The sequence below is a fragment of the Microvirga lenta genome, from assembly GCF_020532555.1.
GTDB classification, from domain to species: Bacteria; Pseudomonadota; Alphaproteobacteria; order Rhizobiales; family Beijerinckiaceae; genus Microvirga; species Microvirga lenta.
In genome coordinates this window covers 558660-584181 of the sequence record NZ_JAJBBR010000001.1, presented here as the reverse complement: position 1 = coordinate 584181, position 25522 = coordinate 558660, and the positions used below count along the sequence as shown (strand labels likewise).

The window sequence follows — 25522 nt, the reverse complement described above, 5'->3', positions numbered from 1 at the left end:
CGCGCCGGGGGGCCCGCCCCCCCCCCCCCCCGCGGCGGCCCGGCCCGGGGGGGGGCCCCCCCCCCCCCCCCCCCCCCCCCGCCCGGGTTCAGCTAGGCGATGTGGGCGCCTTGGGCCGCCGTATAGATCGTGTAGACCGATTGGCTGCCGCAGATGAAGAGCCGGTTGCGGTGCTTTCCGACGAACGTCAAATTCGCGCATGCCTCCGGCATGAGAATTTGGCCAAGCTTGACGCCGTCCGGGGCATAGACGTGAATGCCGTCGATGCCTGCGCCGCCGAACGCGGTTGCCGCCCAGATATTGCCATCCACATCGGCGCGAATGCCGTCATGAAAGCCCTTCTCGAGCGTTGTGAAGACCTGCCGGTTGGCGAGCCTGCGGCCGTCGTCCTCCACATCCCACGAGATGATCCGCGCCGGCTCCGGATGGTGGGTGGCCGCCGTGTCTGCGACGTAGAGCTTCCTGTAGTCGGGCGAGAAGCAGAGACCGTTGGGCTTGAAGATCTCATCCGTCAGTCTCGTAAGAGTGCGGGATCGGGGGTCCAGGTGATAGACGCTGGTGGGCAGTTCCAGTTCGCGAACATTTCCCTCATACCACCAGTGGCTGCCGTATCCCGGATCCGTGAAGATGATCCCGCCTGTCGCGGGATGCACGACGGCATCGTTCGGTGCGTTCAGGGGTTTGCCGTCGTAGCTCTCCGCCAGCACTTCCGGCTCGCCCTGCCAGCCATAGCGGACGACGCGCGCCGTCGAATGCTCGCACGAGATCTGCCGGCCCTCGAAATCGAATGTGTTGCCGTTGGAAAAGTGTGCGGGGACCCGTAGCGGCGTGACCGCGCCGGTCACTTCGTCCCAGCGCATCTGGCGGTCGTTGGGGATGTCGGAGAACACCACATAACGGCCTACGCCGTTCCAGGCGGAGCCTTCCGCCCAGAGAGAGCCCGTCCACTGGCGCTGCAGCGGAGTATTGCCGATCATGTACTTGCGGAACCGTTCGTCGAGGACTTTCCAGGCCTCGTCCGGATACCGCTGGGGTTCCGGCGCCGACTGGGAGACGGCGGGGCTCGAAGCCAGGCTCGCAACAGCGGCCAGTCCACCTATGAAGCTGCGTCGATCGAAATCCATGGGACCCTCCCTCGGAAGCAGTCGTTCTTCGCCCCCTCAGCTCAGGCCCGTTCGTCAGGCTCACATATCACAGGCAGAATCTCACCGATTCCCAACCTCGGCAATACAAATGCACACGGTTGGAAGCGCCGGTGACGATTCCGGTCTCGTCGGGAGATGGCTTCATTCGGGATCTGGTCCGGGCGAGCCCTCGGGATGTCTCGCGCCGACGGCGCTGACTTCCGGTCCATGGCGGGCTTTCGTGGGTTGCGAGGGGCGCCGCGGGCATGGCCCCTTTTCCGCATCGTACGCGTGGGACGGTCCGAGATGATCTTCGGCGCGAAGCCTCCGGGCCGGATGGTCGATGCCGCCCCACTATTCACGAGGGCGTTCGGTTTTACAGTGAAGTGGCGGAGGGAGAGGGATTCGAACCCTCGATACGGTTTCCCGTATACACACTTTCCAGGCGTGCGCCTTCAACCACTCGGCCACCCCTCCAGCATGGAGCCCGCTGGGCGGGCTCGGACATTTCAGGCGCCGATTCCGGCCCCGAAGTCCCCGCATCACCTGCGGAGCGGACCGTGTATCTCCAAATGGCCGCCGAATGCAAGATCCAATTGTGAGAAGTTGCGATGGGCTGGCTTTGCCATTCTTTGAAAACGCACTAAAGTGACCCTATCCGTTCATATAGGTGCGTTTTGAAGTTCCTTGCTCGTACCCTGGGCCTCGTACTGGTCGCCGCCGGCTTCATCGGTCTGGTGATCGACGGCACGCGCTCGATCGTCAACAATGGTATATCGTTTGCGTCCGTCGGCACGATGATGGGAACGTTCTTTCCCGGAGGCGTCGCCGAGCTGGAGAGCCGTGTCGCCCAGCCGTCCCTCGCTTGGCTCTGGGATCCGATCATGGTCTCCCTCCTTCAGCTTCCGGCTTCCCTGACCGGATTCCTGCTGGGGGCGCTCCTTCTGTGGTTGGGGCAGAGATCGATGGAGCCGATTGGGTATCTCGCCGGCCGCTGAGCGTCTCACACGATAGTGACGGCCGCCGCTCTCCCGTCCGGCGCAAGAGCACTTACATTCATGGGGCACCACGAGAAGAAGCCCCATGTTCAATTTCCTCAAGCGCCTCGACCTTCCGACCAAAGCGGATGCCCTGCCGGGCCGTTCCACTCCGCTCCCGACCGCGGAGCGTCATTTCGTCAATGGCCGCCCCCTTCAGGGACCGTATCCCGAGGGCATGAAGCAGGCCCTGTTCGGGCTTGGCTGTTTCTGGGGCGCGGAGCGCAAGTTCTGGCAGATGGAGGACGGGATCTGGGTCACTGCCGTCGGCTACGCTGCCGGAATCACGCCCAATCCGACCTATGAAGAGGTTTGCTCCGGCCTGACGGGCCACAACGAAGTGGTCCTGGTCGTGTACGACCCGGCGAAAGTTTCCTACGAGGCTCTCCTGAAGACGTTCTGGGAAAACCACGACCCGACCCAGGGCATGCGCCAGGGCAACGATGTGGGCACCCAATACCGGTCCGGCATCTACGTGTTCGACGAGGACCAGCGCCGGTCCGCCGAGGCTTCGAAGCAAGCTTACGCCGAGGCGCTGGCGAGCCGGGGCTACGGCCCCGTCACCACGGAAATCCTCGCCGCGCCGCCCTTCTACTTCGCCGAGGACTATCACCAGCAGTATCTCGCGAAGAACCCCGGCGGCTATTGCGGCCTTGGCGGCACGGGCGTGTCCTGCCAGATCGGCACCGGCATCGCCGCCGCCTAGGTCAGCGCACGTCGCATCGTTCTCAGGAGCCGCTTCCACACCCGTGGAGGCGGCTCTTTTCGTTGGCATCGAATGCCAGGCGGCCAGGTCTCACGGGGCCACCAGGACCTGACGGCACTCGGCCGGGAGCTGCGCCATCCGGAGGGGCGGGCGCGGCTTGCCGGGCTTCGGGAAAAGCATGTCGCGGGTGAACCAGCGCGAGAGCTCCGCTCCGCAGCCGTCGCCGCCGGGAGGTGGGTCCTGATCGGAGCACCCGGCTTCGCCACTGGGACAGGCGAGGCGGATGTGGAAGTGATAATTGTGCCCCCACATGGGCCGCACCTTCGTCAGCCAAGCGCGGTCCTCTCCGGCCTCGCGACAGAGCGCTTTCTTGATGGCCGGGTTGACGAAGATGCGCGCGACGCGGCGTTCCTTGGCGGCAGCCCGAATGAGGGCGGTATGCTGCGGCGTCCAGACCTCGGGATCGACGTCCAGCCGATCCTCGCGGACCACGTTCGTGGCCGACATCTCCTCCCGCTCCAGCCGTGTGAGGCGGCGGTTGGGCATGGGGGTCAGCCAGATATCCGCGTCGAGGCCGATCTGGTGCGAAGCATGGCCGGTGAGCATGGGGCCGCCACGGGGTTGCGAGATATCGCCCACGAGAAGGCCGGGCCAGCCGTTGATCCGGGGCACCCGCGCGGAGAGGTCCTGCAGCAGGTTCACCAGTTGCGGATGGCCCCAATTGCGGTTCCGGGAAAGGCGCATCACCTGCCACGTCTCGCCATCGATGGGCACAGCGGTCGCGCCGGCGACGCAACCGCGGGCATAGCTGCCGATAGCGCGCGCCTGAAGCGAGGCGGGCGTATCGCGCCGCCCGAACAGCTCCTTGGCCGGCACCGACGGATCGTTGGGGTTGGTCAGGGGCGGCAGGGGCTTGGGCGTGAGCGTTCCCTTGTCCTGGGCCGATGCGGTGCCGCCGATGACCAGGGCGACGGCGAGAGGGAGAATTCGAATCGCATTCATGGGGCAAGGCTAACCCGACCTCGTGCGGTCCGGAATGGCCTTCGGCCGCCACATCATGTCGCTTGCTGCCAGAAGGGCAGGGGCCGGCGGGAGGCCGGCCCCTGCAGGTCGTCGGCGACTAGTGCCGCGGTTGAGGCCGGCGCTCGGTGTCCTGCCGCTGGCTGATGTGGCCAGGGCCGAAGGAGCGCTTGTCATGTCCGTTTCCGACCTTCCGGGTGGATTTGGCAGGCTGGAACGGAGGCCGGGGGCGTAGATGCTGGCTGCGGCTCGTGCGCTGGCTCCTGCGGGGCATAAGAGCAGCCGCGATGGCGGCGCCGATGCCGGCCATCACCAGAGCGACCGCGAAGGGATGGAGCTGCGCCTCCAGCAGAAGGCTGGTCTTGCGCGGCTCGCCGCGCAGGGACGAGTATTCGTCACCGTCCTCCCTGGCCTGGTAGAGATTGTCCCGCATGCGCCCGCGTTCGGACGCCTCCGTGGTCTGGGCGGCGTAGCCGGTCCATTCCATGGCCTTGTCGGTGAGGCGGGGGGCCACCTTGCCCATGGCGCCGATCACCCATCCGCCGAAGCCGATGGTGAGCTCGCGCCGCTGGTGCTCCGACGCGAAGACGATCGCCTTCGCCACAAGGTGCGGATCGTAGGCCGGCGGCGGAACGCGCGGTTCGTCGTCGAGGTAGTTGCGGGCATGCTCGATATAGGGCGTATCGATGGACGACGGCTTGATGAGCGTCACCCAGACCGGGGTCCCGGCGCTCTCCAGCTCCATGCGCAGGCCGTCGGTGAAGCCCTTCACCGCATGCTTGGAGGCCGAGTACTGGGTCTGCAGCATCATGGCCCGCTCGGACAGGACGCTGCCGACATTGATGATGGTGCCGCCGCGGTTGCGCAGATGCTGGGCCGCGATGAGGGAACCGTTGACGACGCCCCAGTAATTGACGTCGAAGAGCTGCCGCTGGTCCTCGAGCGGGATCTCCTCCAGCGCCCCGTACAGGGCGACGGCGGCGTCGTTCACCCAGGTGTCGAAGCCGCCGAAGGTCTCGATGGCCGTCCGGGCGACCCGCTCCAGATCCTCCCGCTTGCTCACATCGGCCGGAACGGCGATGGCGCGGGTTCCGCCCTGGCTCAACTCCTCCGCAAGTCCGCGCAGAGATTCCTCGTTGCGGGCCACCAGGACCAGTCCCTTGGCTCCCCGCGAGGCGAACATGCGCGCCGTTGCAAGGCCGATACCGCTGGACGCGCCGGTGATGACGACGACCTGCTCCTTCACGCTCTTCTGACGAACGGCCATCTGTTGTCTCCTTATGTATCCCTGCAAATGCGGGTCAACGTCAGGAGGTATGAGCGGTTCCTATGGCAACGCTTCCGCAGGCGCCGCTTCCAGGGCCGGATGAACGCCGAAAAGCTTGCAGCCCCTGGGAACGTCTTCGGAACCGCCTTTTTTACCAGAACGTTGCCTTGGCATCTCGACAGTGGAAGGGAGAGAGACGATGCAGACCACGGCACAGACCGGCGACGTTCGCGAAACCCAAAGCCTGATCGCCAGCGACAAGGTGGAGGGAACCCCCGTGCGCCGCTCGGACGGCGAGAAGATTGGAACCATCGAGCGCGTGATGATCGAGAAGCGGTCTGGAAGGGTCGCTTATGCGGTCATGAGCTTTGGCGGATTCATGGGGCTCGGCGAGGAATACTACACGCTGCCCTGGGGCGTCCTGACGTACAATACGGAGCTCGACGCCTATGAGCTCAATCTCACCGAGGATCAGCTGCGTGGCGCCCCGCGCCGCACCGCCGAGGGTCACGACGCATCCTACGATCGCGAGTGGGAGGAGCACGTCCACCGGTACTACAATGCCACGCCCTATTGGGGCGAGAGCGACCCGATGAGCACGGGCCGGTAACGAGAAAAGCCCATCTTGCAACGAAAATCGCCCGGCCGAGACCGGGCGATTTTTTGTGCCGCAGCGCCGGACGACAGAGGCTTCCGCCTCCGTCCCGGCGCCTGCGGCAGTCTGTGTCAGCGCTTCGACGAGCCGCCCTTGCGGGAGCTGCCGGACGAACGCTTCGTGCCGACGGTGCCGGACTTCTTCGTGGAAGAGGTGCGGCTCGAGGCAGCGGCGGCGCGCTTCGTCGGCTTGGCCGAGCTGCGGGCCTTGGAGGCTGCGCCCTTGGCAGGAGCCTTCGCGCCGCTCTTGGCTGCGCCGCGGCTCGAGGAGCGGGCCGAGGTCTTCGAGGCCGAAGAACGGGCGCTGGTCGAACGCGAGGCGCTCTTCGATCCGCTGCGGGCGGAGGTCGAACGCGAGGCCGCCGGCTTCTTGGCAGCCGACTTCGTGGACTTCGTGGACTTCGTGGCCGCCTTGGTCGTGGACTTGGCGGCCGACTTGGCCGGCGCCTTCTTGGCGGACGAACGCGAGGTCGTGGACTTCGCAGCCGTCTTCTTGGCTCCGGACTTCGCCGCAGTCTTCTTGGCGCCGGACTTCGCAGCGGTCTTGGCCGAGGACTTCACGGCCGTCCTCGACGAGGACTTGGCAGCGGTCTTGGACGATTTCGCTGCGGTCTTGGACGACTTCGCAGCCGTCTTCGTTCCGGCCTTCTTTGCGGCCGTGCTCTTCGAAGCCGTGCTCTTCGAGCCGGACTTCGCAGCGCTCTTCGCTGCGCCCGAACGGGACGAGGTGCCCGTCGATTTCGCCGCGCTCTTGCGCGCCGTGGAAGCGCCGGTCTTCTTGGCGCCGGATTTCGCGGAGGATTTGGAGCCTCCGGTCTTCTTGGCACTGGACGAGCTGCGGCGAGCGCTGCTCTTCTTCGCGCCGGATTTGGTGCTGGTCGCACCAGTGTCACCCGTGAACAGCATCGTCAGCGGGTTTGACTTGTCGTCTGTCGGCATAGCCGCCTCCTTCAAGGGCCTTCGCGTGCAACCGTCACGCTTGCAAGGCAACGTCGTTATACCAAGGGGGTTCCGATTATCGGAAAGTGTAGAAAGTAGAACGCGTATGTTTTCTGTGGATACTTTATGCTCAGCATCCGTCAGGACTTGCGCTTCCGAGGCTCAACGACGGTCTCGTCAGATGACTCGGCAGCGCGTTGCTTGTTCCGCTCTCAATGTCTTTCCGATGTCTTAAGGATGAGTGAAAGAGAGAAAATAAAGATGATATTTCAATAACTTGAGCGATAATAGGGTGCGGTGCGATTTTGATCGCCGCACCTCTGGGAACTGCCCCTAAGTCCGTGTTTCGCCACCAGGAATCCTGCTCGTCGCATGTCGAATCCTGCAGGCTCGAAGAGGCTGAAAAAAAGTTGTCGCCCTCATCCGAAAAAGTGCGCTTCGGAGCCGCATGATCGTCTGCGGCGACGAAGGAGCGATTCAAGAATCACACGCATGATTGCGTGACGTTGGGGCACATGCATGTGCCGGTTTTGTCGTCGACGTCGGCCATGCAGCGCCAGCGTGCCACGCTCGAACGCGTCGTTCGACACTTCACGCGGTCGGCGAGGCGCGGTATCGGGAGACATTCACATCGACTGGTTCGCCGTGCCCCACCGCAGCATTCTCGCCGTCGTCTTCTGGATGAGCGGCGCACTCCTCTCCTTCTCGGCATCGGCCGTCGCCGTGCGGGCTCTCTCGCCCACCTTCTCGGTGTTCGAGATCCTGTTCGTCCGCAACGCGGCAGGCGTGGTCGTCCTCCTGGCTTTCGCACTTGCCAGACCGGAGCTGAGACCTGGCTTGAAGCCGAGGCGCTTCGGCATGCATCTCGCCCGCAACGTCCTGCATTTCGCGGGCACCGATGCCTGGGCCTTCAGCATCACGCTGCTGCCGCTCGCAACCGTCTTCGCGCTCGAGTTCACCACGCCGGCCTGGGTTGCGCTGCTGGCCATTCCGCTGCTTCACGAGCGCATGAATCGAGGGCGTCTCGCCGCCGTCGTTCTCGGCTTCGGCGGCGTTCTCGTCATCCTGCGTCCGGGTCTCGAGACCCTGCAGCCTGCAAGTCTTCTCGTGCTCGCCGTCGCCTTCACCTTCGCCCTCGTGGCCATCATGACGAAGCGCCTGACCCGGACGGAGAGCACGTTCTCGATCCTCTTCTTCATGAACCTGATGCAGCTCCCCATGAACCTCCTGGGCGTGAGCGGGGCGTTCTGGCAAAGAATGGAGCTGTCGCAGACGCTGCCTTTCATCGGCATCTGCGCCGGCGGCCTGCTCTCGCATTACTGCCTCACCAACGCTTACCGACATGGGGATGCAAGCATGGTCGTCCCCCTCGACTTCCTCCGCATTCCTTTGATCGCCGTGGTCGGCTGGCAGCTCTACGGCGAGCCGCTCGATCCCTTTGTCTTCATCGGGAGTGCCTGCATCATCGTCGGCATTCTCTACAGCCTGCGCTTCGAGGCCCAATCGAAATGACCTGGTCGCCCCAACAGGATGCCGCCCTCAAGGCCGTCGCCGATTGGCTCCGGCGCGGAGACAAACCGGTCTTCCGTCTGTTCGGCTATGCGGGTACGGGCAAGACGACGCTCGCCCGTCACATCGCCGAAGGGGTCGATGGCGAGGTCGCGTTCGGCGCCTATACCGGCAAGGCCGCCCTCGTGCTGCGCTCGAAAGGCTGCGCGGATGCCTCCACCATTCATTCCATGATCTACCGCTCGCGCGAGTCCGACGAGGGTGGGCCGCAATTCGTGCTCAACCGGCAGAGCCAAGCGGCGAAGGCCGACCTGATCGTGATCGACGAATGCTCGATGGTGGACGAGGAGCTCGGGCGCGATCTCCTGTCCTTCGGGCAGCCCGTCCTCGTGCTCGGCGATCCCGCGCAGTTGCCGCCCGTGAAGGGCGGCGGCTTCTTCACCGAGGCGCCGCCCGACGTGATGCTCACCGAGGTTCACAGGCAGGCGAAGGACGATCCCATCATCCACATGTCGATGACCGTGCGGGAGGGGGGACGGCTGGAGCCCGGAACGTATGGCGAGAGCCGCGTCATCCGTCGCCGCGAGATCGACGCCCCAACCGTGATGGCCGCCGATCAGGTCCTCGTCGGCCTCAACAAGACCCGCCGTCTCTACAACACGCGCCTGCGGGAGCTGAACGGTTACCGCAGCCCCATGCCCGCGGCGGGCGAGAAGCTCGTCTGTCTGCGCAACGACAAGACCAAGGGTCTGCTCAACGGGGGCACCTGGAGCATCCAGGCCCTGCGCGGCATCCGCAACGACTTCATCCGCATGGACGTGCTGGCCGACGACGATGCGCGCCGCAGATCGGTGGAAGTCTCCGTGCACAAGGCTTTCTTCGAAGGCGGCGAGGAGGAGGTCCCGTTCGTCCTGCGCCGGGAGTCCGACGAGTTCACCTTCGGTTATGCGCTGACCGTTCACAAGGCGCAGGGCTCGCAGTGGGACAATCTGGTTCTCTTCGACGAATCCTATGCCTTCCGCGAGCACCGCAGCCGCTGGCTCTATACCGGGCTGACTCGGGCTGCCGAAAAGGTGACGGTGGTCATGTGAGGGGCCTGCCCGCCGACGGGGGAGCGCATCGTCACCCGAAGGCTCTGCGGATGCCGTCGGGCCCGGCCCTCCCAGGCCTGGCGGAGGAGAACGTGGAACCACGCCTGCAGTGAGAACTTATGCCTTCGGCTGAACCGTTCTACTCAGGGGCAAGCGCCATGCTGAAATGGGCACTGATCTTTCTCGTCATCTCCCTCGTGGCAGGAGCCCTGGGCTTCACGGGAGTGGCATCCGGAGCCCGCACCATCGCCAAGGTCCTGTTCGGCATCTTCCTCGTCATCTTCATCATCTTCGTGCTCCTGGCCTGGGGAGCGGGCGAACTGATCTTCTGACATCGCGGGCCGATAGGACTGGCGAGAGACGGCCTCGCGCGGGCGACGCATGCGCTCAGCGCATGAAATCCTTGCTTCTGCCTGCCTGTCACCTTTTTCACAGGGCTTTATGAGGGTGGTAGCTCAACTCGTACAATTTTCGGCGCTCTCTTGAAACTTTATGTCTCGAAAGGCCCGCCGAGGATATGAAAAGGAAGAAGGCCCACCCATGAAACGTCGCGCATTCCTCCAGGCTGCAACAATCGGCATGGCCGCGGGAACGGTGGCCAAGCCCGCTATCGCCCAGTCCGCTCCGGAGATCCGCTGGCGTCTGACCTCCGCCTTCCCGAAGTCCCTCGACACGCTGTTCGGGGGCAGTGAGCTTCTCGCCAAATACGTGGCGGAGGCCACCGACGGGAAATTCATCATCCAGCCCTTCGCCTCGGGCGAGATCGTCGGCACGCCGCAGGCGGCGGATGCGGTGGGTAGCGGCACCGTGGAGATGACCCACACCTGCTCGTACTACTACGTGGGCAAGGATCCGACCTTCGCCATCGGCACCAATCTGCCTTTCGGAATGAACTCGCGCCAGACCAATGCCTGGCTCTATCACGGCAACGGCAACAATCTGCTCAACGAGTTCTACGCCAAGCACAACCTGTTCGCGCTGCCCGCCGGCAACACGGGCGCGCAGATGGGCGGCTGGTTCCGCAAGGAGATCAAGACGGTCGACGACCTGAAGGGCCTCAAGATGCGCATCGCCGGCCTGGCCGGTCAGATCATGGGCAAGCTCGGCGTGGTGCCGCAGCAGATCGCGGGCGGCGATCTCTACCCGTCCCTCGAGCGCGGCACCATCGACGCCGCCGAATGGGTGGCGCCGTACGACGACGAGAAGCTCGGCCTCAACAAGGTGGCGCCGTACTACTATTATCCCGGTTTCTGGGAGGGCGGGCCGGCGATCCACTTCTTCATCAACCTGCAGAAGTGGAACGAACTGCCGAAGGCCTACCAAGCTGCCATCGTGGCGGCGGCCGGCTATGCGAACGTGGACACGCAGGCGAAATACGATGCCCGCAATCCGGCCGCTTTGCGGAGCCTCGTCGGCGCCGGGGCTCAGCTCCGGCCGTTCTCTCCCGAGATCATGGACGCGGCCTACAAGGCGGCCAACGAGATCTACGACCAGCTCTCGGCGTCCAACCCCGAGTTCAAGAAGCTCTACGACAGCTACAAGGCGTTCCGCGGCGAGGAGTATCTCTGGTTCCAGGTGGCCGAATACGCCTACGACACCTTCATGATCCGCGCCCGCGCGCGCGGCTGAAGAACCGGGTGAGCGCCGCCGGCGCTCACCCTCTCTCCGTTATTGGCTCATGGCCGTCGACGGATCGTCGCCTGCGAGCCGCGATGCGAAATAGGCGATGGTCCTCGCATAGACCTGAGACTTGTTCCACTCGCGAATGGCGGCGAAATTGGCGGTGCCGGGAGACCAGTCCTGCCCCCTGACCCAACCGTGCCCGCGCAGATAATTGGCCGTGGAGGCCAATGCGTCCGCCGAGCTGCGCAGGATGTCCGCCCGCCCGTCGCCGTCGAAGTCCACCGCGTACTTGATGTAGGACGAGGGCATGAACTGGGTCTGCCCCAACTCTCCCGCCCAGGCCCCGCGCATCTGCGACGGCGCCAGATCGCCCCGATCCACGATCCTCAACGCATCGAAAAGGTGCGCCTGGAACATCTCCGTCCGACGGCAATCGTAGGCGAGCGTCGCCACCGAACGGATGACCGGCAGATTGCCTTTGACCTGCCCGAAATCCGTTTCGAGACCCCAGATCGCCACGAGAACGGGACCCGGCACGCCGAAGCGCTGCTCGATGCGCGAGAGCAGTCCCGCATGGCGCTTGAGCATGGTGGCGCCTGTCTTCAGGCGGTAGGACGACACCATCCGCCCGGCGAACTGCTCGAAGCTCTGCTTGAACACGCGCTGGCCGCGATCCTTGTTGATCACGCCCTGGTCGAAGCTGACGCCGGCCAGGCCGGTTCTCACCGCCTGAGGCGAGATGCCTTGTTCCACTGCCTCGCGTCCGATGTCCCCGAGCCATTTCTCGAAGCCGGCCGGATCGCGGCAGGTTGCGGCCGAGGCCTGTCCTGCGGCGAGCAGGATGGCTGCCGTAAGAGAGGCGCGCACGATTGCTGCTGGCATCATCTTTCTCCCAGTGTCGTACCGTCCTGATGGCGAGGTAGGGCCATGCTTGCGCAACTCAAGGCCGAGGGCTGCGATCGGAGGCAACCACGGGCCCGCGAAAGCGTTGCAACAGCAGCAAGCGCAGCGCAGGGAGGGTTCGATGGCGGCTTTGCCTCAAGGGCTGGGAACGCTCGTCTCCCGCGTTGCGGTCATCTTCTCATGTGTTGCCGCTACGGCGGCCCAGGCGGGCACCCTTGCCGTCGAGCCGGTCGCATGGGGAAGCGCCGTCGAACTCCGCCATCACGGCGCCATGGGTGAAACCCGTCTGCTCAATCGGGTGACCCCCCATCTCTGCTTTTCGCTGTCCCTTCCGCAGGAATGGCGGCTGACCGGGGAGGAAGGGGGCACGAGCCTGGAGGCGGTCTCGTTCAGGGCCAAGCTCGACGTGAGCCTCCGGTCCGCGCACGACCTGCAGGACCTGCCGCAAACTGATCTCGCCCACCGCGACGCCGCCTTCCTGCAGCGGGACTACGAAGGATTGCTGGGACGGCCTGCGCAATCCGTCTCGTTGACGTCTCCCGTTCCGGGCGCCACGCGCTGGAGCGCCACCTGGGTCGATGCGAACCTGCCGACCGCTGCTCGCGCCATGACGATCGAGACCTATATCGTGCCGCTCTCGAAGGAGTGGGTGCTCGAACTTTCCCTTGACGACGTTCCCACGGGCGAGGCCCATGACGCGCTCGTCCAGCGGCTCCTGACGGGGCTGCAGGTGAGGGCCGGCGCCGCCTGCCGGGGATAAGCCGGGCCCAAGGTTTCGCCGTCTTCCCGTTGTCATCGACCGGCGCCTATCGATAATGGCATGGGGAGGACGTCATGGACGTGATCATCTACCACAATCCTCAGTGCGGGACGTCGCGCAACACGCTGGGCCTGATCCGCAATGCCGGGATCGAGCCGCATGTGATCGAATACCTCAAGACGCCACCGACCCGGCTGCTGCTCCGGCAGCTCATCGAGCGGATGGGCATCTCCGTCCGCGATACGATCCGCGAGAAGGGAACGCCCTACCGGGAACTCGGGCTCGACGATCCGGCGCTGAGCGATGACCAGCTTCTCGATGCCATGATGGAGCACCCGATCCTGATCAACCGCCCCATCGTGGTGACGCCCGCAGGCGTCAAGCTCTGCCGCCCTTCGGAAGCCGTGCTCGACATCCTGCCGGCGCCGCAGCTCGGCGAGTTCCGCAAGGAAGACGGAGAACTCGTCGTGGATGCCGCAGGACGGCGTGCGGCAACCGTCTGAAGTTCCGCTGCGGAAGGAACAAGCCGGCCCGGCTCAGGTTCATGGTGGGGCATCTCCGAACCCGAGGAAGGGCAGCTCATGGAACTTGAAGGAAAGGTGGCGCTGGTGACCGGCGCTGGATCCGGCATCGGCAGGGCGACGGCGTTCCTTCTGGCGAAGGAAGGCGCGCGCGTCGGCGTTCTGAGCCACACGGAAGACGAGATCCGCGAGGCCGCGGAGGAGATCAGGAACGCCGGCGGCGAGGCCATTCCGCTCGTAGCCGACATTGCCGACGAAGACCAGATGAAGAAGGCCGTTGCGGACCTCGTCGAGGCCTACGGTCGTCTCGACATCGTCTTCGCCAATGCAGGCATCAATGGCGTCTGGGCTCCCATCGACGATCTCCAGCCGGCGGAATGGGATCGCACCGTCAACACCAACCTGCGCGGTACTTACCTCACGCTTCATTACACGGTGCCGCACCTGAAGCGGGCCAATGGCGGCTCCATCGTCGTCACGGCCTCCATCAACGGCACGCGCACCTTCACCAGCGCGGGGGCGACGGCCTATTCGGCCACGAAGGCGGCACAGGTCGCCATGGTGCAGATGCTGGCCGTCGAGCTCGCCAAGCACCGCATCCGCGTCAATGTCGTGTGTCCGGGCCGGATCGACACGGAAATCACGGAGAACACCGACAAGCGCAACACCGGCGAGGCCGAGGTCGCGGCGGAATATCCCGACGGCAACATCCCGCTCACCGGCGGCGAGTCGGGAACGAGCGAGGAAGTGGCTCAGCTCGTGCTCTTCCTCGCCACGGACCGCTCCCGACACATCACCGGCACGCCGGTCTGGATCGACGGCGGGCAGTCGCTTCTCGTGTAGGCCCGGCCCTCAGCGGGCGCCCAGTTCCGTCCCCACGGGCACGGCAGGTTCCGGCACGAAGCTCTCCTTGCTCGCGGGCGAGGGGCGCTGCAGGCTGCGATAGATGCCCCAGAGGGCCATGAGCGCCTGGGCCGCGACAATGACGTAAGGCAGCCCGATGCGCCCGAACGCGGTCATCGCCATGCCGGCGATGACCGGACCCGCCGCAGCGCCGATCCCCTGCAGAATGAGGAGGCCGCCCGCGGCGGCCACGAACTCGCCGGGCCTGACCATGTCGTTCACATGCGCGATGACGATGCTGTAGGTGGGAATGACGCTGCCGCCGAAGACGACCACGTAGAAGCAGACCAGCCACAGCGGAATGTCTGACGGAACGAAATTGACGAGGGCGAGCAGGATGACCGATGCCATGGCGGACGCGCCGATGATCACGTGGCGCCGGTCCATGCGGTCGGAAAGCCAGCCCAGGGGCCATGTGGTGACGAAGCCGCCGAGGGTGCCGCAGGCCATGATAATGGCGATGCCGACCGTATCCGCGCCGCGCGCCGCGGCCCAGACCGGCCCCAGGGCGAAGAACGAGCTCGTGGTGATGCCGCACAGGATGGCGGCCACGACTCCGAAGGGCGACAGGCGGTAGAGGCGCCTCAGGTCGATCTTCACCTCGCCGACGGCGTCGGTTGGCGCGGTCGCCCGCGACAGGGCGACGGGCACGAGAGCGAGCGAGATGAGAATGGCCACGAGACAGAACAGCCGGAAGCCCGCAGGATCGCTCGCGGGCAGAAGCATCTGTCCGCCGATCCCGGCGATGAGCCCGGTCATGCCGTAGAGCCCCAGGATCTGCCCGCGCGTCTGCGGGGCCGCGGAGGCGTTGAGCCAGCTCTCCACGACGACGAACAGGCCCGCGAAGCAGAAGCCCGTCAGCGCCCGTGCGACGATCCAGACCAGTGGGTCGATGACGAGCAGATGCAGAAGCGCCGCCGATGCCGCGACGGCCGCGAGCCCCGCGAAGGTTCGGGTGTGCCCCACCTGCTGGATGACGTGGCCGGCCCAGAGCGAGCCGAGCACGATCCCCACCCAGAACGCCGCGCCCACGGCGCCGACCTCCGCAGGGGAGAAGCCTTCCAGGCTGCCGCGGACGCTGAGCAGCGTGCCTTGAAGGGTGTTGCCGGTCTGCATGAGAGCATAGCCGATCAGGAGCGCGAGCAAGGTCGGAAGCGTCGTGCGCAAAGACGAAGACATGAATCATCCCTCACGAGATGTTGGCTTGGACATTGCGGTGTTCAGAGTGAAATCCCCGTTGTGGCGGCCTGCGAACGGGATTGGCGCTGCCGTGACGGCGTCGTGGGTCAGCTCCGGACCGGCGCAGGATTGGTGCCTTGTGTGCGGGGTGAACTCCCGATGCCGGATGCAGTTCCCCGAGCCCCATATGTGCTATTTCGTGAATATTTTTCGCAACAATACGACTTTAGTCCTTAATATATGTTATGAATTTGCGCCAATATCCTACCTCTTATGGTTGATGTTGCCATCGTTGAAATAAGTAAACAAACTACTATTCAGAACGGATCTTCCTTATTACTATTTAAATTACTGAGCGCGCCGCTGGCCCGAGGTGGAGGGAGTGGCTGATGCACCGAGACAGCGAATTGGCTGTGCAGGCGAAGGACATCCGCAGAAACCTGCGGAAGCGTCTGCCATGTCTCAGGACGGCTGCGCACCTGGAAGGTCCTGCGGCCCCGCTTCGACGCGAAGATCCGGCAATCAGACCGGGCCCGGCGCCGGATGCGGCCCGGACACGGATGGCGCTCGACGGTCCTGACCTCCTGCAGGCTCTGCCGGCTGCCCTCTCCGTGACCGATGCTGAGGGGTGGCGCCCCGTCCTCGGTCCGGGTCGCCGGTGCGGTTCCTGGCGTGTCCACCGGGCCGACGGAACGCCGCTCCCGCACGACTGCCGTCCCATGGCCGTTGCCCTGCGCGAGAACAGGGAGTTGCGGGATATGGATGCCATTGCAGAGAGGCCAGTCGGAAGCCGGGTTCGCCTCACATCGTACCCGACCCTGTTGCGCAGTGCCTCCAACATACCGGTCGGGGTTCGCAACATCCTGATCGATATCAGTCCGTTCCAGGGGCGAGACAATCAAGCCTGCTGAGGTTTTTCATGCGTTGCTTTTTCAACTTTTCCACGCAGCACGACAGTTTAATCGACGAAGAGGGAGTGGAGGTGTCCAGTCTCGATCACGTCCATTCCGAGGCTTTGCAGGCGATACAGGAAATCTCTCAGGATGCCGGAGCACCGGAGGTCGATTGGAGCGATTGGACCCTGAGCGTAACGGACCCGTCCGGTCAGGTCCTGCTCACGCTTGCTCTCGAGACGATCGTCTCCAAAGAGGCTCCGCCTCTGCAGTAGTGCTGCCTGAGGGGGCGCGTCCGACATGAAAATGGCACGCACGGCCTTCCGACCGGCGTGCCATTCGAGATGACCGAACGGATTCTTCCTCAGCTGTCCATCTTGAGGGCGGCGATGAAGGCTTCCTGCGGGATGTCCACCTTGCCGAACTGGCGCATCCGCTTCTTGCCTTCCTTCTGCTTGTCGAGAAGCTTGCGCTTGCGCGAGGCGTCGCCGCCGTAGCATTTGGCGGTCACGTCCTTGCGCAGGGCGCGGATGGTTTCGCGGGCGATGATCTTGCCGCCGATGGCGGCCTGGACCGGGATCTGGAACATGTGCGGCGGGATCAGCTCCTTGAGCTTCTCGCACATGGCGCGGCCGCGGCCCTCGGCCCGGTCGCGGTGGACCAGCATGGAGAGCGCATCGACGGGCTCCGCGTTGACCAGCACCGACATCTTCACCAGATCGCCCTCGCGGTAGTCGGAGATGTGGTAATCGAAGGAGGCGTAGCCCTTCGAGATCGACTTCAGGCGGTCGTAGAAATCGAACACCACCTCGTTGAGCGGCAGGTCGTAGACCACCATGGCGCGCTTGCCGACATAGTTCAGGTCGATCTGGATGCCACGCCGCTCCTGGCACAGCTTGAGCACCGAGCCGAGATAATCGTCCGGAGTCAGGATGGTGGCGCGGATCCACGGCTCCTCGATGGCCTCGATCTTCATCACGTCCGGCATGTCGGCCGGGTTGTGCAGCTCGATGGTCGAACCGTCGCGCAGCTTCAGGTGATAGACCACGGAAGGCGCGGTGGAGATGAGGTCCAGGTTGAATTCGCGCTCGAGGCGCTCCTGAATGATTTCGAGATGGAGCAAACCCAGGAAGCCGCAGCGGAAGCCGAAACCGAGCGCGGCGGAGGTTTCCATCTCGTAGGAGAAGCTGGCGTCGTTCAGGCGCAGCTTGCCCATGGCGGCGCGCAGGTTTTCGAATTCCGCAGCGTCAACAGGAAAGAGGCCGCAGAACACTACCGGCTGCACGGGCTTGAAGCCCGGCAGGGCCTCGGCCGTGGGCTTGCGGTCGTCGGTGATGGTGTCGCCGACGCGGGTATCGGCCACTTCCTTGATCGAGGCGGTGAAGAAGCCGACCTCGCCGGGACCGAGCTGGGCCATCTCCTGCATCTTCGGGGAGAACACGCCGACCCGGTCGAGGCTGTAGGAAGCGCCGGTCCCCATCATCTTGATGGTCTGGCCCTTCTTCATGGTGCCGTCGACGATGCGCACGAGAACGACCACGCCGAGATAGGCGTCGTACCAGGAATCGACCAGGAGAGCCTTCAGCGGCGCGTCCGGGTCGCCCTTGGGCGGCGGCAGCTTCTGGACGATCGCCTCCAGCACGCCCTCGATGTTGAGGCCGGTCTTGGCCGAGATCGGCACGGCGTCCGACGCGTCGATGCCGATCACCTCCTCGATCTGCTCCTTGATCCGGTCCGGATCGGCGGCGGGGAGGTCGATCTTGTTGAGGACCGGCACGATCTCGTGGTTGGCGTCGATGGCCTGGTAGACGTTGGCCAGGGTCTGGGCCTCCACGCCCTGGGAGGCGTCGACCACCAGGAGCGAGCCTTCGCACGCGGCCAGGGAGCGCGAGACCTCATAGGCGAAGTCCACGTGGCCGGGGGTGTCCATCAGGTTCAGGATGTAGGTCTTACCGTCCTGCGCCTTGTATTCCAGGCGCACGGTCTGCGCCTTGATGGTGATGCCGCGCTCGCGCTCGATGTCCATGTTGTCGAGCACCTGCTCCGTCATCTCGCGAGCGGAAAGCGCCCCCGTGGTCTGGATCAGACGGTCGGCCAATGTGGACTTCCCGTGGTCGATATGGGCCACGATGGAGAAGTTCCGGATGTTGTCGAAGGTGCGAGCGGTCATAATCTTGCAAGAATAAGAGCTGTTGCGGCCGCAATAGCAGCATGGCCCCCTAAAGCCAAGGGAAGCCGATGCCGCGTGGGCGACCGGGCCTCGAAGATGGGCTCGCACGCGCGGGAATGCGAGTCTCCATGAGACGGGGCGGCCCTTTTGTCGCCCGTGTCCGGTCCCGATGGGAATTCGGCGCCGGTGGGCTATTCTGGATTGCGGGATCTCCTGATCGGGAAGGCGGCCATGGCGGAAACCTCGGCAGTTGCGTCGTCTGCGGAGCACGCGGCCGCTCCGGGGCGCCCGGCCCTGCACAGGACGATCGGTCCGGTCCAGATGACCCTCTACGGCCTCGGCAGCATGCTGGGATCGGGAATCTACGGCCTCCTGGGGCAGGCTGCCGGACAGGTGGGAAATGCGGTCTGGCTGGCCTTTCTCGTCGCTCTCGTGGCTGCGCTGCTGACGGCGCTGAGCTATGCCTCCCTCGGCTCGCGCTATCCCCACGCGGGCGGAGCCGCCTATGTGACCGAGCGCGCCTACCGCTCGCCCCTGGCCGGCTTCGTGGTGGGGCTCGCGGTCGCCTGCTCGGCCCTCACGTCCGTCGCCACCCAGTCCCGCGTCTTCGCCGCCAACCTGACCACCCTGACCGGCGGAGGCGAGGGGACTGCGACGCTGCTGGCCATCGGGTTCCTGCTGCTCCTCACGGGACTGGTCCTGCGGGGCATCCGCGAATCCATGTGGGTCAACGTGCTGTGCACCTGCATCGAGGCGGGCGGCCTTCTCCTCGTCGTCGCCGTCGGCATCCGCTTCTGGGGATCCGTCGACCTCTTCGAAACCCCGCCGCCCGGCGAGGGGGCGAGCGACGTCATGATCCTTCTCGTGCTCCAGGGGGCGGTGCTGACCTTCTTCGCCTTCATCGGGTTCGAGGACACGATCAATGTCGCGGAGGAGTGTCGCGATCCCCAGCGCACCATCCCGATCGGACTGATCACCGCCATGGCCGTCGCGGCCGTGATCTACGTGGCCGTCGCCATCACGGCGGTCTCCGTGGTGTCCTGGCGGGAGCTTGCGGCCGCGCCCGGTCCGCTGACGGCCGTGATGGCGCGCGCCGCGCCCTGGCTTCCGCCCATCGTCTACACGGCAATCACGCTGTTCGCGGTCGCGAATACGGCGCTCGTCAATTATGTAACGGCATCGCGCCTTGCCTACGGCATGGCCCATCAGGGTCTGCTGCCGGCCTGGCTCGGCAGGGTTCATGCGACCCGGCGAACGCCGCATTTCGCGATCCTTACCCTGTTCGCGGTCGTGGCGCCGCTCGCGTTGATCGGCACCATCGGCCAGCTCGCATCCGCAACGGTGCTGATGCTGCTCACCGTCTTCGCGGCGGTCAACGGAGCGCTCTTCCTGCTGAAGCGGCGCGCGGGCGAGCCCGAAGGGCGGTTCGAGATTCCCCTCTTCGTGCCCGTCCTGGGGGTTCTGGTCTGCGCCGGGCTCGTTCTGGTGCGCGTGACCACAGGCGATTGGCGCGCGAGCGTCCTGGCGGGGGCGCTTCTCCTCGGGATCTTCGCAGTCTACGCCGTGCTGCGGCCCAGGGCCGCGACGGAGCCGCCGGTCTAGCGCCGCCGTCGGGGAGAACCGCGGCAGCCCTCTTCAGCGCGGGCTGGCCGATGCCCGCGCGAGGCCAGGAAGCGTGCCGTCCCGCGAGAGGCGGTTGGAGCGCCACTCGCTGGGAGATGTGCCGGCCACCCGGCGGAATTCCCTGTTGAAGTTCGACTTCGTCTGAAAGCCGGCCTTGAACATGACAGTGGTGATCGGCTCCTCCGTCTCGGCCAGGAGGCGGCACGCCTCGGCAATCGGCACGCGGAGCTGGCGAGCATGATCGCTGCCGCCTTCAAGCGGCACCTGCAGGAACGCCCCGGGGCGGAGGCTAGCGGCCCCGCTCCAGAATCCGCGAGATGACCTTGGCGGTGTAGTCGACCATCGGCACGATCCTGGCATAGTTGAGCCGGGTCGGGCCGATGACGCCGAGCACGCCGACGATCTTCTGGCTGCCGTCGCGGAAGGGGGCGGCGATCATGGACGAGCCGGAGAGCGAGAACAGCTTGTTCTCCGAGCCGATGAAGATGCGCACGCCTTCGCCGCTCTCGGCGCGGCTGAGGAGGTCGATCACGTCCGTCTGCGTCTCCAGGTCGGAGAAGAGCAGGCGGATCCTGTCCAGGTCCTCGGCCGCCTTCAGGTCGTCGAGGAGATTGGCCTGGCCGCGCACGATGAGCTGGCGGGTCCCGGCGGAACCGACGGTGGTGGCGAGCCCCGCCTCCACGAGCCGGGCGGTCAAGTCGTCGAGCTCCCGCTCCATCTGTTCCCGGCGGGTCTCGATCTCGCGCCTGACGTCGCCGAGGGTCCGGCCCTGGATGCAGGCATTGAGGAAGTTTCCCGCCTCCACCAGAGCCCCGGCGGGCAGGCCCGGCGGCAGGTCGAGGAGGCGGTTTTCCACCGATCCGTCCTCGGACACGAGCACCACGAGGGCGCGGGTGGGGTCGAGGCGCACGAATTCGATGTGCTTCAGGCGCGCATTGGACTTGGAGGTTACGACGACGCCCGCGCCGCGCGAGACGCCGGACAGGAGGGCCGAGGCCTCCGTGAGGGCGGTCTCGAGGGTGTGGCCCGAGGCGGCGGCCTTCATCTGCGCCTCGATATGGGCGCGCTCCTCGGCCGTGACGTCGCCGAGCTCCATCATGGCATCGACGAAGAAGCGCAGGCCCGTCTCGGTCGGCAGGCGCCCGGCGCTGGTATGCGGCGCGAAGATCAGGCCCGCCGCTTCGAGATCCGCCATCACGTTGCGGATCGAGGCGGGGGAGAGCGTCATCGGCAGGATGCGCGAGAGATTGCGCGAGCCCACGGGCTCGCCGGTCATGAGATAGGTCTCGACGATCTGGCGGAAGATTTCGCGCGACCGGTCGTTCAGCTCGGCGATGGCGCGAAGCTCGGACAGGTTGGAAGGGGAACCCGGGACATGCATTCGGCGGTTCTTCGATCCTCGTCAGGCAACCTTGCTGGTGGGCATTATGTGCGGATGCGGAGCCCATAAGGCAAGCCTGCGCTTGCCTTCGTCCCATGCCAGCTTCTAAGACGCTTCCCAGGTTTTCATTCGAGGTGAGGTTTCCCATGCGTCCGTCCAACCGCGCTCCCGACGAGTTGCGTCCCGTCACGCTGGAGCGCGGCGTCGCGCGCTACGCGGAAGGGTCCTGCATGGTGTCCTTCGGCAACACCCGCGTTCTCTGCACCGCCTCGCTCGAGGAAAAGGGGCCGCCCTGGCTGCGCGGCACCGGCAAGGGCTGGGTGACGGCGGAATATTCCATGCTGCCGCGCGCCACCCACGAGCGCACCCGCCGCGAGGTCAATTCCGGCAAGCCGTCCGGCCGCACCCAGGAAATTCAGCGCCTCATCGGCCGTTCGCTGCGCGCGGTGGTCAACCTGCCCGCCATGGGCGAGCGGCAGATCGTGGTCGACTGCGACGTGATCCAGGCCGACGGAGGGACCCGCACCGCCTCCATCACGGGCGCCTGGGTGGCCCTGCACGACTGCTTCGCCTGGATGCAGAGCCGCTCGATCATCTCGATCAATCCCCTGCGCGAGCCGGTGGCCGCCATTTCCTGCGGGATCTACCAGGGCCAGCCGGTGCTCGACCTCGATTATGCGGAGGATTCCGCCGCCGAGACCGACGCCAATTTCGTCATTACCGGCTCCGGCGGCATTGTCGAGGTGCAGGGCACGGCCGAAGGCAAGCCGTTCTCGGAGGACGAGTTCATGAACCTCCTGCGCCTCGCCAAGGCCGGCGTGGCGCAACTCGTCGACCTGCAGAAGCAGACGGTGGCCTGATCATGCCCCGTCAGCTCACCGGCAAGGTCGTCATCGCGACCCACAATCCTGGCAAGCTGCGCGAGATGAGGGAGCTTCTCGCGCCCTTCGGCATCGAGGCGGTCTCGGCGGGCGAGCTCGGCCTGCCCGAGCCCGACGAGACCGGCCACATGTTCGCCGAGAACGCGGCCATCAAGGCCCATGCGGCCGCCAAGGCCACGGGCCTGCCGGCGATTTCGGACGATTCGGGGCTCTGCGTCGATGCGCTCGACGGCGCTCCGGGCCTGTTCACAGCCAATTGGGCGGGGCCGAACAAGGATTTCCCCGGCGCCATGGCGCGGGTCGAGCGCGAGCTGCAGAAGCGTGGCGTGACGGAGACGGGCAACCGGAAGGCCCATTTCGTCTCCGCCCTGGTGGTCGCCTGGCCGGACGGGCACGAGGAGCTGTTCGAGGGACGGGTCTTCGGTCAGGTCGCCTGGCCGCCGCGCGGAACGCAAGGATTCGGCTACGATCCCATGTTCCAGCCCGATGGATATGCCGAGACCTTCGGAGAGATCTCCTCGGAGGAGAAGCACGGCATCGACTGGTCGAAGCCGGAGCCCCAGGCGCTGTCCCACCGGGCGCGGGCCTTCGTGAAGCTGGCGGCCGGGTGCCTGCGCCGGGCCTGAAACGCAACGGAGCGCCCCGAGGGGCGCTCCGTCCGAGGCTTGGCCGAGCCGTTTTTTAGGCGTTCGACTGACCGTCGTTCCGCTCGGAGCGGCGGCGGGCCATGAAGGCGTCGAACTCCTCGCGGTCCTTGGCCCGCTTCAGCTCCTCGACGAAATCGCGGAAGGCGCGAGCCTCCTCGTCGAGCTTGCGGCGCTCCTCCTCGAGGCGACGCAGCTCGTTGCGACGGTACTCCTCGAAGGCGGCGTTGCCGGTGCCGGCGCCGAAGCCGCCCGCGGAGCGGTTGGACGCGAAAAGATCATCCGTCACGCGGCTGAAGTTCTCGCGGAAATAGGCTTTCGCCTCGTCGTATTTTGGATATCCCATGAGTTTCCAAACCAAATAGGCCAGCGCGAGCGGCCAGAACCAGATGAAGCCCAGGACGATTCCGGCGATTTCCAACGCGCGCCGGGGCGGACGCCCGCAGCGGCGTTGAGCGCCGTTGTTCCAGGGGCCCGAATTCGGGCCCGTGTTCCAGGCGGTTGAAGCAGAATCAGACATCGAAGGGTCCCGCTATGTTAATGCTAACAACATTTACATGCGGGGCCCTGGCCGCGCTTTCAAGACATGGCGGCCAGATATTTTTCGAAGGAATCCGTGCGGGCTAGCGGGCAGGGTCGCCCTGGCCCCGCTGCAGGGCGCCGTGGACGAGGGCGAGCACGCCGGCGCGAAGCAGTTCGTACTTGTCGGGAAGGCCCGGCCCCTTCGGCAGCTGTCCCGCCGCGTCCAGGGTGGCGATGCCGTGGGACAGGGCCCAGACCTCGATGGCGACGAAGCGCACGTCGACGCCCTTGAATCCGTCGGGAAAGGTGTCGGACAGGGCATGGACCAGGAAATCGAAGGCATTGCCGCCCGAAGGCTTCTCCGCGGGCTTGGCCTCCGCTTTGGGACCGCCGGGGGCACAGGCCCCGCCATCCGCGGGCTTGGCCGAGAACATGGCGGCATAGAAGCCGGGCTCCTGCTCGGCGAAGGCCAGATAGGCCTCGCCCATGCGGGTGAAGCGCTCCAGCGGCGTGCCGTCGCTCTGCAGGGCGCGACCGAGCCGGTTGGACAGCTCCGTGAAGCCGCGGAAGGCGACTTCGGCCACCAGGGCCTCGCGGCCGCGGAAATGCCGGTAGAGCGCCGCCGGCGTCACGCCCACGAGCTTGGCCGCATCGGCCAGGGTGAAGCCCCCGATGCCCCGCTCGGCGATGAAGCGCTGGGCTGCCTCGATCAGCGCTTCCTTCAGATTGCCGTGGTGGTAGCCCTGCCGGTCGAAGGGGGCACGCCAGTGACGCATGATGATACCTGTACTTCCTTGGCCGAACTCTAGACCGCCTGCCCGGGCGAAGCCAGCCGAGAGCCCTTAGAACATGAACCGCGGCGGAGGAAAGAGGTTCAGAAATGGCGCGCCCGACCGTTGCCGCCGTCACGGCCGGAGGCGGCACGGCCGGGATGCGGCAAGGGCGAGGGTGACGTTCAGGCCCGGAACTGCCATATACGGCCCATGATCGAGCATCCGACGCGCGATGCGGGCTTCGGCGTCTATGTCCATTGGCCCTTCTGCGCCTCCAAATGTCCCTATTGCGACTTCAACAGCCATGTCCGCCATCAGCCGGTGGACCAGGAACGGTTCCTCGCGGCCTTCCGGCAGGAGATCGCCCACAATGCGGCGCGCATTCCCGGCCGGACCGTCACCAGCATCTTCTTCGGCGGGGGCACGCCCTCGCTCATGAAGCCGGAAACGGTGGGCGCCATTCTCGACGCCATCGGCGGCGCCTGGGCGATCGATCCCGGCGCCGAGGTGACCCTGGAGGCCAATCCGACCAGCGTCGAGGCGGACCGCTTCCGCGGCTACCGGGCGGCCGGCATCAACCGGGTGTCGCTGGGCGTCCAGGCGCTCAACGACCCGGACCTGCGCCGGCTCGGGCGCATGCACTCGGTCGAGGAGGCGCTGGCGGCGGTGAAGATCGCGGCCTCCATCTTCGAGCGCTATTCCTTCGACCTGATCTATGCCCGGCCCAACCAGACCCCGGAGGAGTGGCGCGCGGAGCTGAAGCAGGCCATCGGCCACGCGGTGGAGCACCTCTCGCTCTACCAGCTCACCATTGAGCCCGGCACCTGGTTCCAACGACTCTACGATGCCGGCAAGATCACGATTCCGGACGAGGAGACGGGCAGGGCGCTCTACGACGTCACGCAGGAGGTCTGCGAGGCGCATGGGCTGCCCGCCTACGAGATTTCCAACCACGCCCGGCCGGGCGCCGAATCCCGCCACAACCTCGTCTACTGGCGCTACGGCGAATATGCCGGCATCGGCCCCGGCGCCCATGGCCGCCTCGTCACCGGCAATGCGCGGCTGGCGACCTCGACTGAGAAGCACCCCGAGACCTGGCTGGCGCAGGTGGAGCGCGAGGGGCACGGCATCGTCGAGGAGGAGGTCCTGACCTCGGAGGCCGAGGGCGACGAGTTCCTGCTCATGGGGCTTCGCCTGAAGGAGGGCATCGACCCGCGCCGCTACACGGCCTTCACCGGGCGGGAGCTCAACGCGCGCAAGGTGCGCCACCTCGTGGAGGATGGCCTCATCCGCACCGAGGGCAACCGCCTCGCGGTGACGCGGGAGGGATTTCCGGTGCTCAACGCGGTGATTGCGGAACTGGCGGCGTAAGCGCTGCCGTCCTTCGCCATGGCCGGAC

The 25522-nt window shown here is 65.7% G+C and carries 26 protein-coding genes and 1 tRNA gene; 16 read left to right on the top strand and 11 right to left on the bottom strand.

The genetic code is table 11. From position 1 onward, the window contains the following. Positions 1-92: 92 nt before the first annotated feature. Together LGR44_RS03045 and LGR44_RS03040 are read right to left on the bottom strand one after the other, a co-directional pair. Positions 93-1124 carry an SMP-30/gluconolactonase/LRE family protein gene (locus LGR44_RS03045; RefSeq protein ID WP_226737055.1) on the bottom strand — a complete coding sequence of 344 codons (1032 nt, stop codon included), beginning with the start codon at positions 1122-1124 and terminating at the stop codon, positions 93-95. A 387-nt stretch (positions 1125-1511) separates the two neighbouring features. Further along, positions 1512-1601 (bottom strand) — tRNA-Ser (locus tag LGR44_RS03040). A 200-nt stretch (positions 1602-1801) separates the two neighbouring features. Here LGR44_RS03040 and LGR44_RS03035 point away from each other — a divergent pair. Beyond that, positions 1802-2122 carry a PetM family of cytochrome b6f complex subunit 7 gene (locus LGR44_RS03035; protein ID WP_226737053.1) on the top strand — a complete coding sequence of 107 codons (321 nt, stop codon included), beginning with the start codon at positions 1802-1804 and terminating at the stop codon, positions 2120-2122. An 85-nt stretch (positions 2123-2207) separates the two neighbouring features. Next, positions 2208-2867: a peptide-methionine (S)-S-oxide reductase MsrA gene (gene msrA / locus LGR44_RS03030; RefSeq protein ID WP_226737051.1), complete on the top strand. Its 660-nt coding sequence runs from the start codon at positions 2208-2210 to the stop codon at positions 2865-2867. Between the two features lie 90 nt (positions 2868-2957). Here msrA and mepA read toward each other — a convergent pair whose 3' ends face one another. Both mepA and LGR44_RS03020 read right to left on the bottom strand, forming a co-directional pair. Further along, positions 2958-3869, bottom strand: a complete 912-nt coding sequence (mepA, locus tag LGR44_RS03025) for a penicillin-insensitive murein endopeptidase (protein WP_226737049.1) — start codon at positions 3867-3869, stop codon at positions 2958-2960. 118 nt (positions 3870-3987) lie between these two features. Next, on the bottom strand, positions 3988-5154 hold the full coding sequence (locus LGR44_RS03020) for an SDR family oxidoreductase (RefSeq protein WP_226737047.1): 1167 nt from the start codon (positions 5152-5154) through the stop codon (positions 3988-3990). Between the two features lie 199 nt (positions 5155-5353). On the opposite strand from LGR44_RS03020, the gene LGR44_RS03015 reads away from it, so the two are divergent. The 6 genes from LGR44_RS03015 (at position 5354) to LGR44_RS02990 (ending at position 10976) form a co-directional block, all read left to right on the top strand. Further along, on the top strand, positions 5354-5764 hold the full coding sequence (locus tag LGR44_RS03015; protein WP_226737045.1) for a PRC-barrel domain-containing protein: 411 nt from the start codon (positions 5354-5356) through the stop codon (positions 5762-5764). Between the two features lie 138 nt (positions 5765-5902). Beyond that, the gene (locus LGR44_RS03010) at positions 5903-6982 is read left to right on the top strand and encodes a DEAD/DEAH box helicase (RefSeq protein WP_226737042.1); all 1080 of its coding nucleotides are present in this window, start codon (positions 5903-5905) and stop codon (positions 6980-6982) included. A gap of 326 nt (positions 6983-7308) precedes the next feature. Then, positions 7309-8259, top strand: coding sequence for a DMT family transporter (locus LGR44_RS03005; RefSeq protein WP_226737040.1), 951 nt, complete (start codon positions 7309-7311; stop codon positions 8257-8259). Then, entirely contained in the window at positions 8256-9347 is a 1092-nt protein-coding gene (locus LGR44_RS03000; protein WP_226737038.1) for an ATP-dependent DNA helicase, read from the top strand. The genes LGR44_RS03005 and LGR44_RS03000 overlap by 4 nt, the downstream gene beginning before the upstream one ends. A gap of 158 nt (positions 9348-9505) precedes the next feature. Continuing rightward, on the top strand, positions 9506-9679 hold the full coding sequence (locus LGR44_RS02995) for a DUF1328 domain-containing protein (protein ID WP_226737036.1): 174 nt from the start codon (positions 9506-9508) through the stop codon (positions 9677-9679). A gap of 208 nt (positions 9680-9887) precedes the next feature. Then, positions 9888-10976, top strand: a complete 1089-nt coding sequence (locus LGR44_RS02990) for a TRAP transporter substrate-binding protein (protein WP_226737034.1) — start codon at positions 9888-9890, stop codon at positions 10974-10976. 39 nt (positions 10977-11015) lie between these two features. Here the strand turns inward: LGR44_RS02990 and LGR44_RS02985 are convergent, their stop codons facing one another. Then, positions 11016-11852, bottom strand: coding sequence for a lytic murein transglycosylase (locus tag LGR44_RS02985; protein ID WP_226737032.1), 837 nt, complete (start codon positions 11850-11852; stop codon positions 11016-11018). A 142-nt stretch (positions 11853-11994) separates the two neighbouring features. Between LGR44_RS02985 and LGR44_RS02980 the strand changes: the two genes are divergently transcribed. From LGR44_RS02980 to LGR44_RS02970, 3 genes are all read left to right on the top strand, one after another. Further along, complete coding sequence (locus LGR44_RS02980; protein WP_226737030.1) at positions 11995-12633, top strand: hypothetical protein; 639 nt, start codon at positions 11995-11997, stop codon at positions 12631-12633. A 74-nt stretch (positions 12634-12707) separates the two neighbouring features. Next, positions 12708-13136, top strand: a complete 429-nt coding sequence (arsC, locus tag LGR44_RS02975) for an arsenate reductase (glutaredoxin) (RefSeq protein WP_226737028.1) — start codon at positions 12708-12710, stop codon at positions 13134-13136. A gap of 78 nt (positions 13137-13214) precedes the next feature. Continuing rightward, on the top strand, positions 13215-13997 hold the full coding sequence (locus tag LGR44_RS02970) for an SDR family oxidoreductase (RefSeq protein WP_226737025.1): 783 nt from the start codon (positions 13215-13217) through the stop codon (positions 13995-13997). Positions 13998-14006: 9 nt separating this feature from the next. Here the strand turns inward: LGR44_RS02970 and LGR44_RS02965 are convergent, their stop codons facing one another. Then, positions 14007-15236, bottom strand: coding sequence for an MFS transporter (locus tag LGR44_RS02965; protein WP_226737023.1), 1230 nt, complete (start codon positions 15234-15236; stop codon positions 14007-14009). Positions 15237-16155: 919 nt separating this feature from the next. On the opposite strand from LGR44_RS02965, the gene LGR44_RS02960 reads away from it, so the two are divergent. Beyond that, entirely contained in the window at positions 16156-16404 is a 249-nt protein-coding gene (locus tag LGR44_RS02960) for a DUF6894 family protein (RefSeq protein WP_377032452.1), read from the top strand. Positions 16405-16493: 89 nt separating this feature from the next. Here LGR44_RS02960 and lepA read toward each other — a convergent pair whose 3' ends face one another. Then, positions 16494-18299, bottom strand: a complete 1806-nt coding sequence (lepA, locus tag LGR44_RS02955; RefSeq protein ID WP_226737019.1) for a translation elongation factor 4 — start codon at positions 18297-18299, stop codon at positions 16494-16496. A 231-nt stretch (positions 18300-18530) separates the two neighbouring features. Here lepA and LGR44_RS02950 point away from each other — a divergent pair, with 231 nt between their 5' ends. Beyond that, entirely contained in the window at positions 18531-19901 is a 1371-nt protein-coding gene (locus LGR44_RS02950; RefSeq protein WP_226737017.1) for an APC family permease, read from the top strand. Between the two features lie 33 nt (positions 19902-19934). Here the strand turns inward: LGR44_RS02950 and LGR44_RS02945 are convergent, their stop codons facing one another. Further along, positions 19935-20186 (bottom strand): helix-turn-helix domain-containing protein, encoded by a 252-nt coding sequence (locus tag LGR44_RS02945; RefSeq protein ID WP_404809898.1) that lies wholly within the window; start codon positions 20184-20186, stop codon positions 19935-19937. Positions 20187-20211: 25 nt separating this feature from the next. Then, positions 20212-21303 carry a heat-inducible transcriptional repressor HrcA gene (gene hrcA / locus LGR44_RS02940; protein WP_226737015.1) on the bottom strand — a complete coding sequence of 364 codons (1092 nt, stop codon included), beginning with the start codon at positions 21301-21303 and terminating at the stop codon, positions 20212-20214. A gap of 146 nt (positions 21304-21449) precedes the next feature. Here hrcA and rph point away from each other — a divergent pair, with 146 nt between their 5' ends. Both rph and rdgB read left to right on the top strand, forming a co-directional pair. Continuing rightward, complete coding sequence (rph, locus tag LGR44_RS02935) at positions 21450-22163, top strand: ribonuclease PH (protein WP_226737013.1); 714 nt, start codon at positions 21450-21452, stop codon at positions 22161-22163. Positions 22164-22165: 2 nt separating this feature from the next. After that, on the top strand, positions 22166-22810 hold the full coding sequence (rdgB, locus tag LGR44_RS02930) for an RdgB/HAM1 family non-canonical purine NTP pyrophosphatase (RefSeq protein WP_226737011.1): 645 nt from the start codon (positions 22166-22168) through the stop codon (positions 22808-22810). Positions 22811-22865: 55 nt separating this feature from the next. On the opposite strand, the gene LGR44_RS02925 is transcribed toward rdgB, so the two are convergent. Further along, positions 22866-23348 carry a DUF2852 domain-containing protein gene (locus LGR44_RS02925; RefSeq protein ID WP_226737008.1) on the bottom strand — a complete coding sequence of 161 codons (483 nt, stop codon included), beginning with the start codon at positions 23346-23348 and terminating at the stop codon, positions 22866-22868. 103 nt (positions 23349-23451) lie between these two features. Beyond that, complete coding sequence (locus LGR44_RS02920; RefSeq protein ID WP_226737006.1) at positions 23452-24126, bottom strand: TetR/AcrR family transcriptional regulator; 675 nt, start codon at positions 24124-24126, stop codon at positions 23452-23454. A 207-nt stretch (positions 24127-24333) separates the two neighbouring features. Here LGR44_RS02920 and hemW point away from each other — a divergent pair, with 207 nt between their 5' ends. Then, on the top strand, positions 24334-25494 hold the full coding sequence (gene hemW / locus LGR44_RS02915; RefSeq protein ID WP_226737004.1) for a radical SAM family heme chaperone HemW: 1161 nt from the start codon (positions 24334-24336) through the stop codon (positions 25492-25494). The last annotated feature ends 28 nt before the right edge of the window (positions 25495-25522 follow it).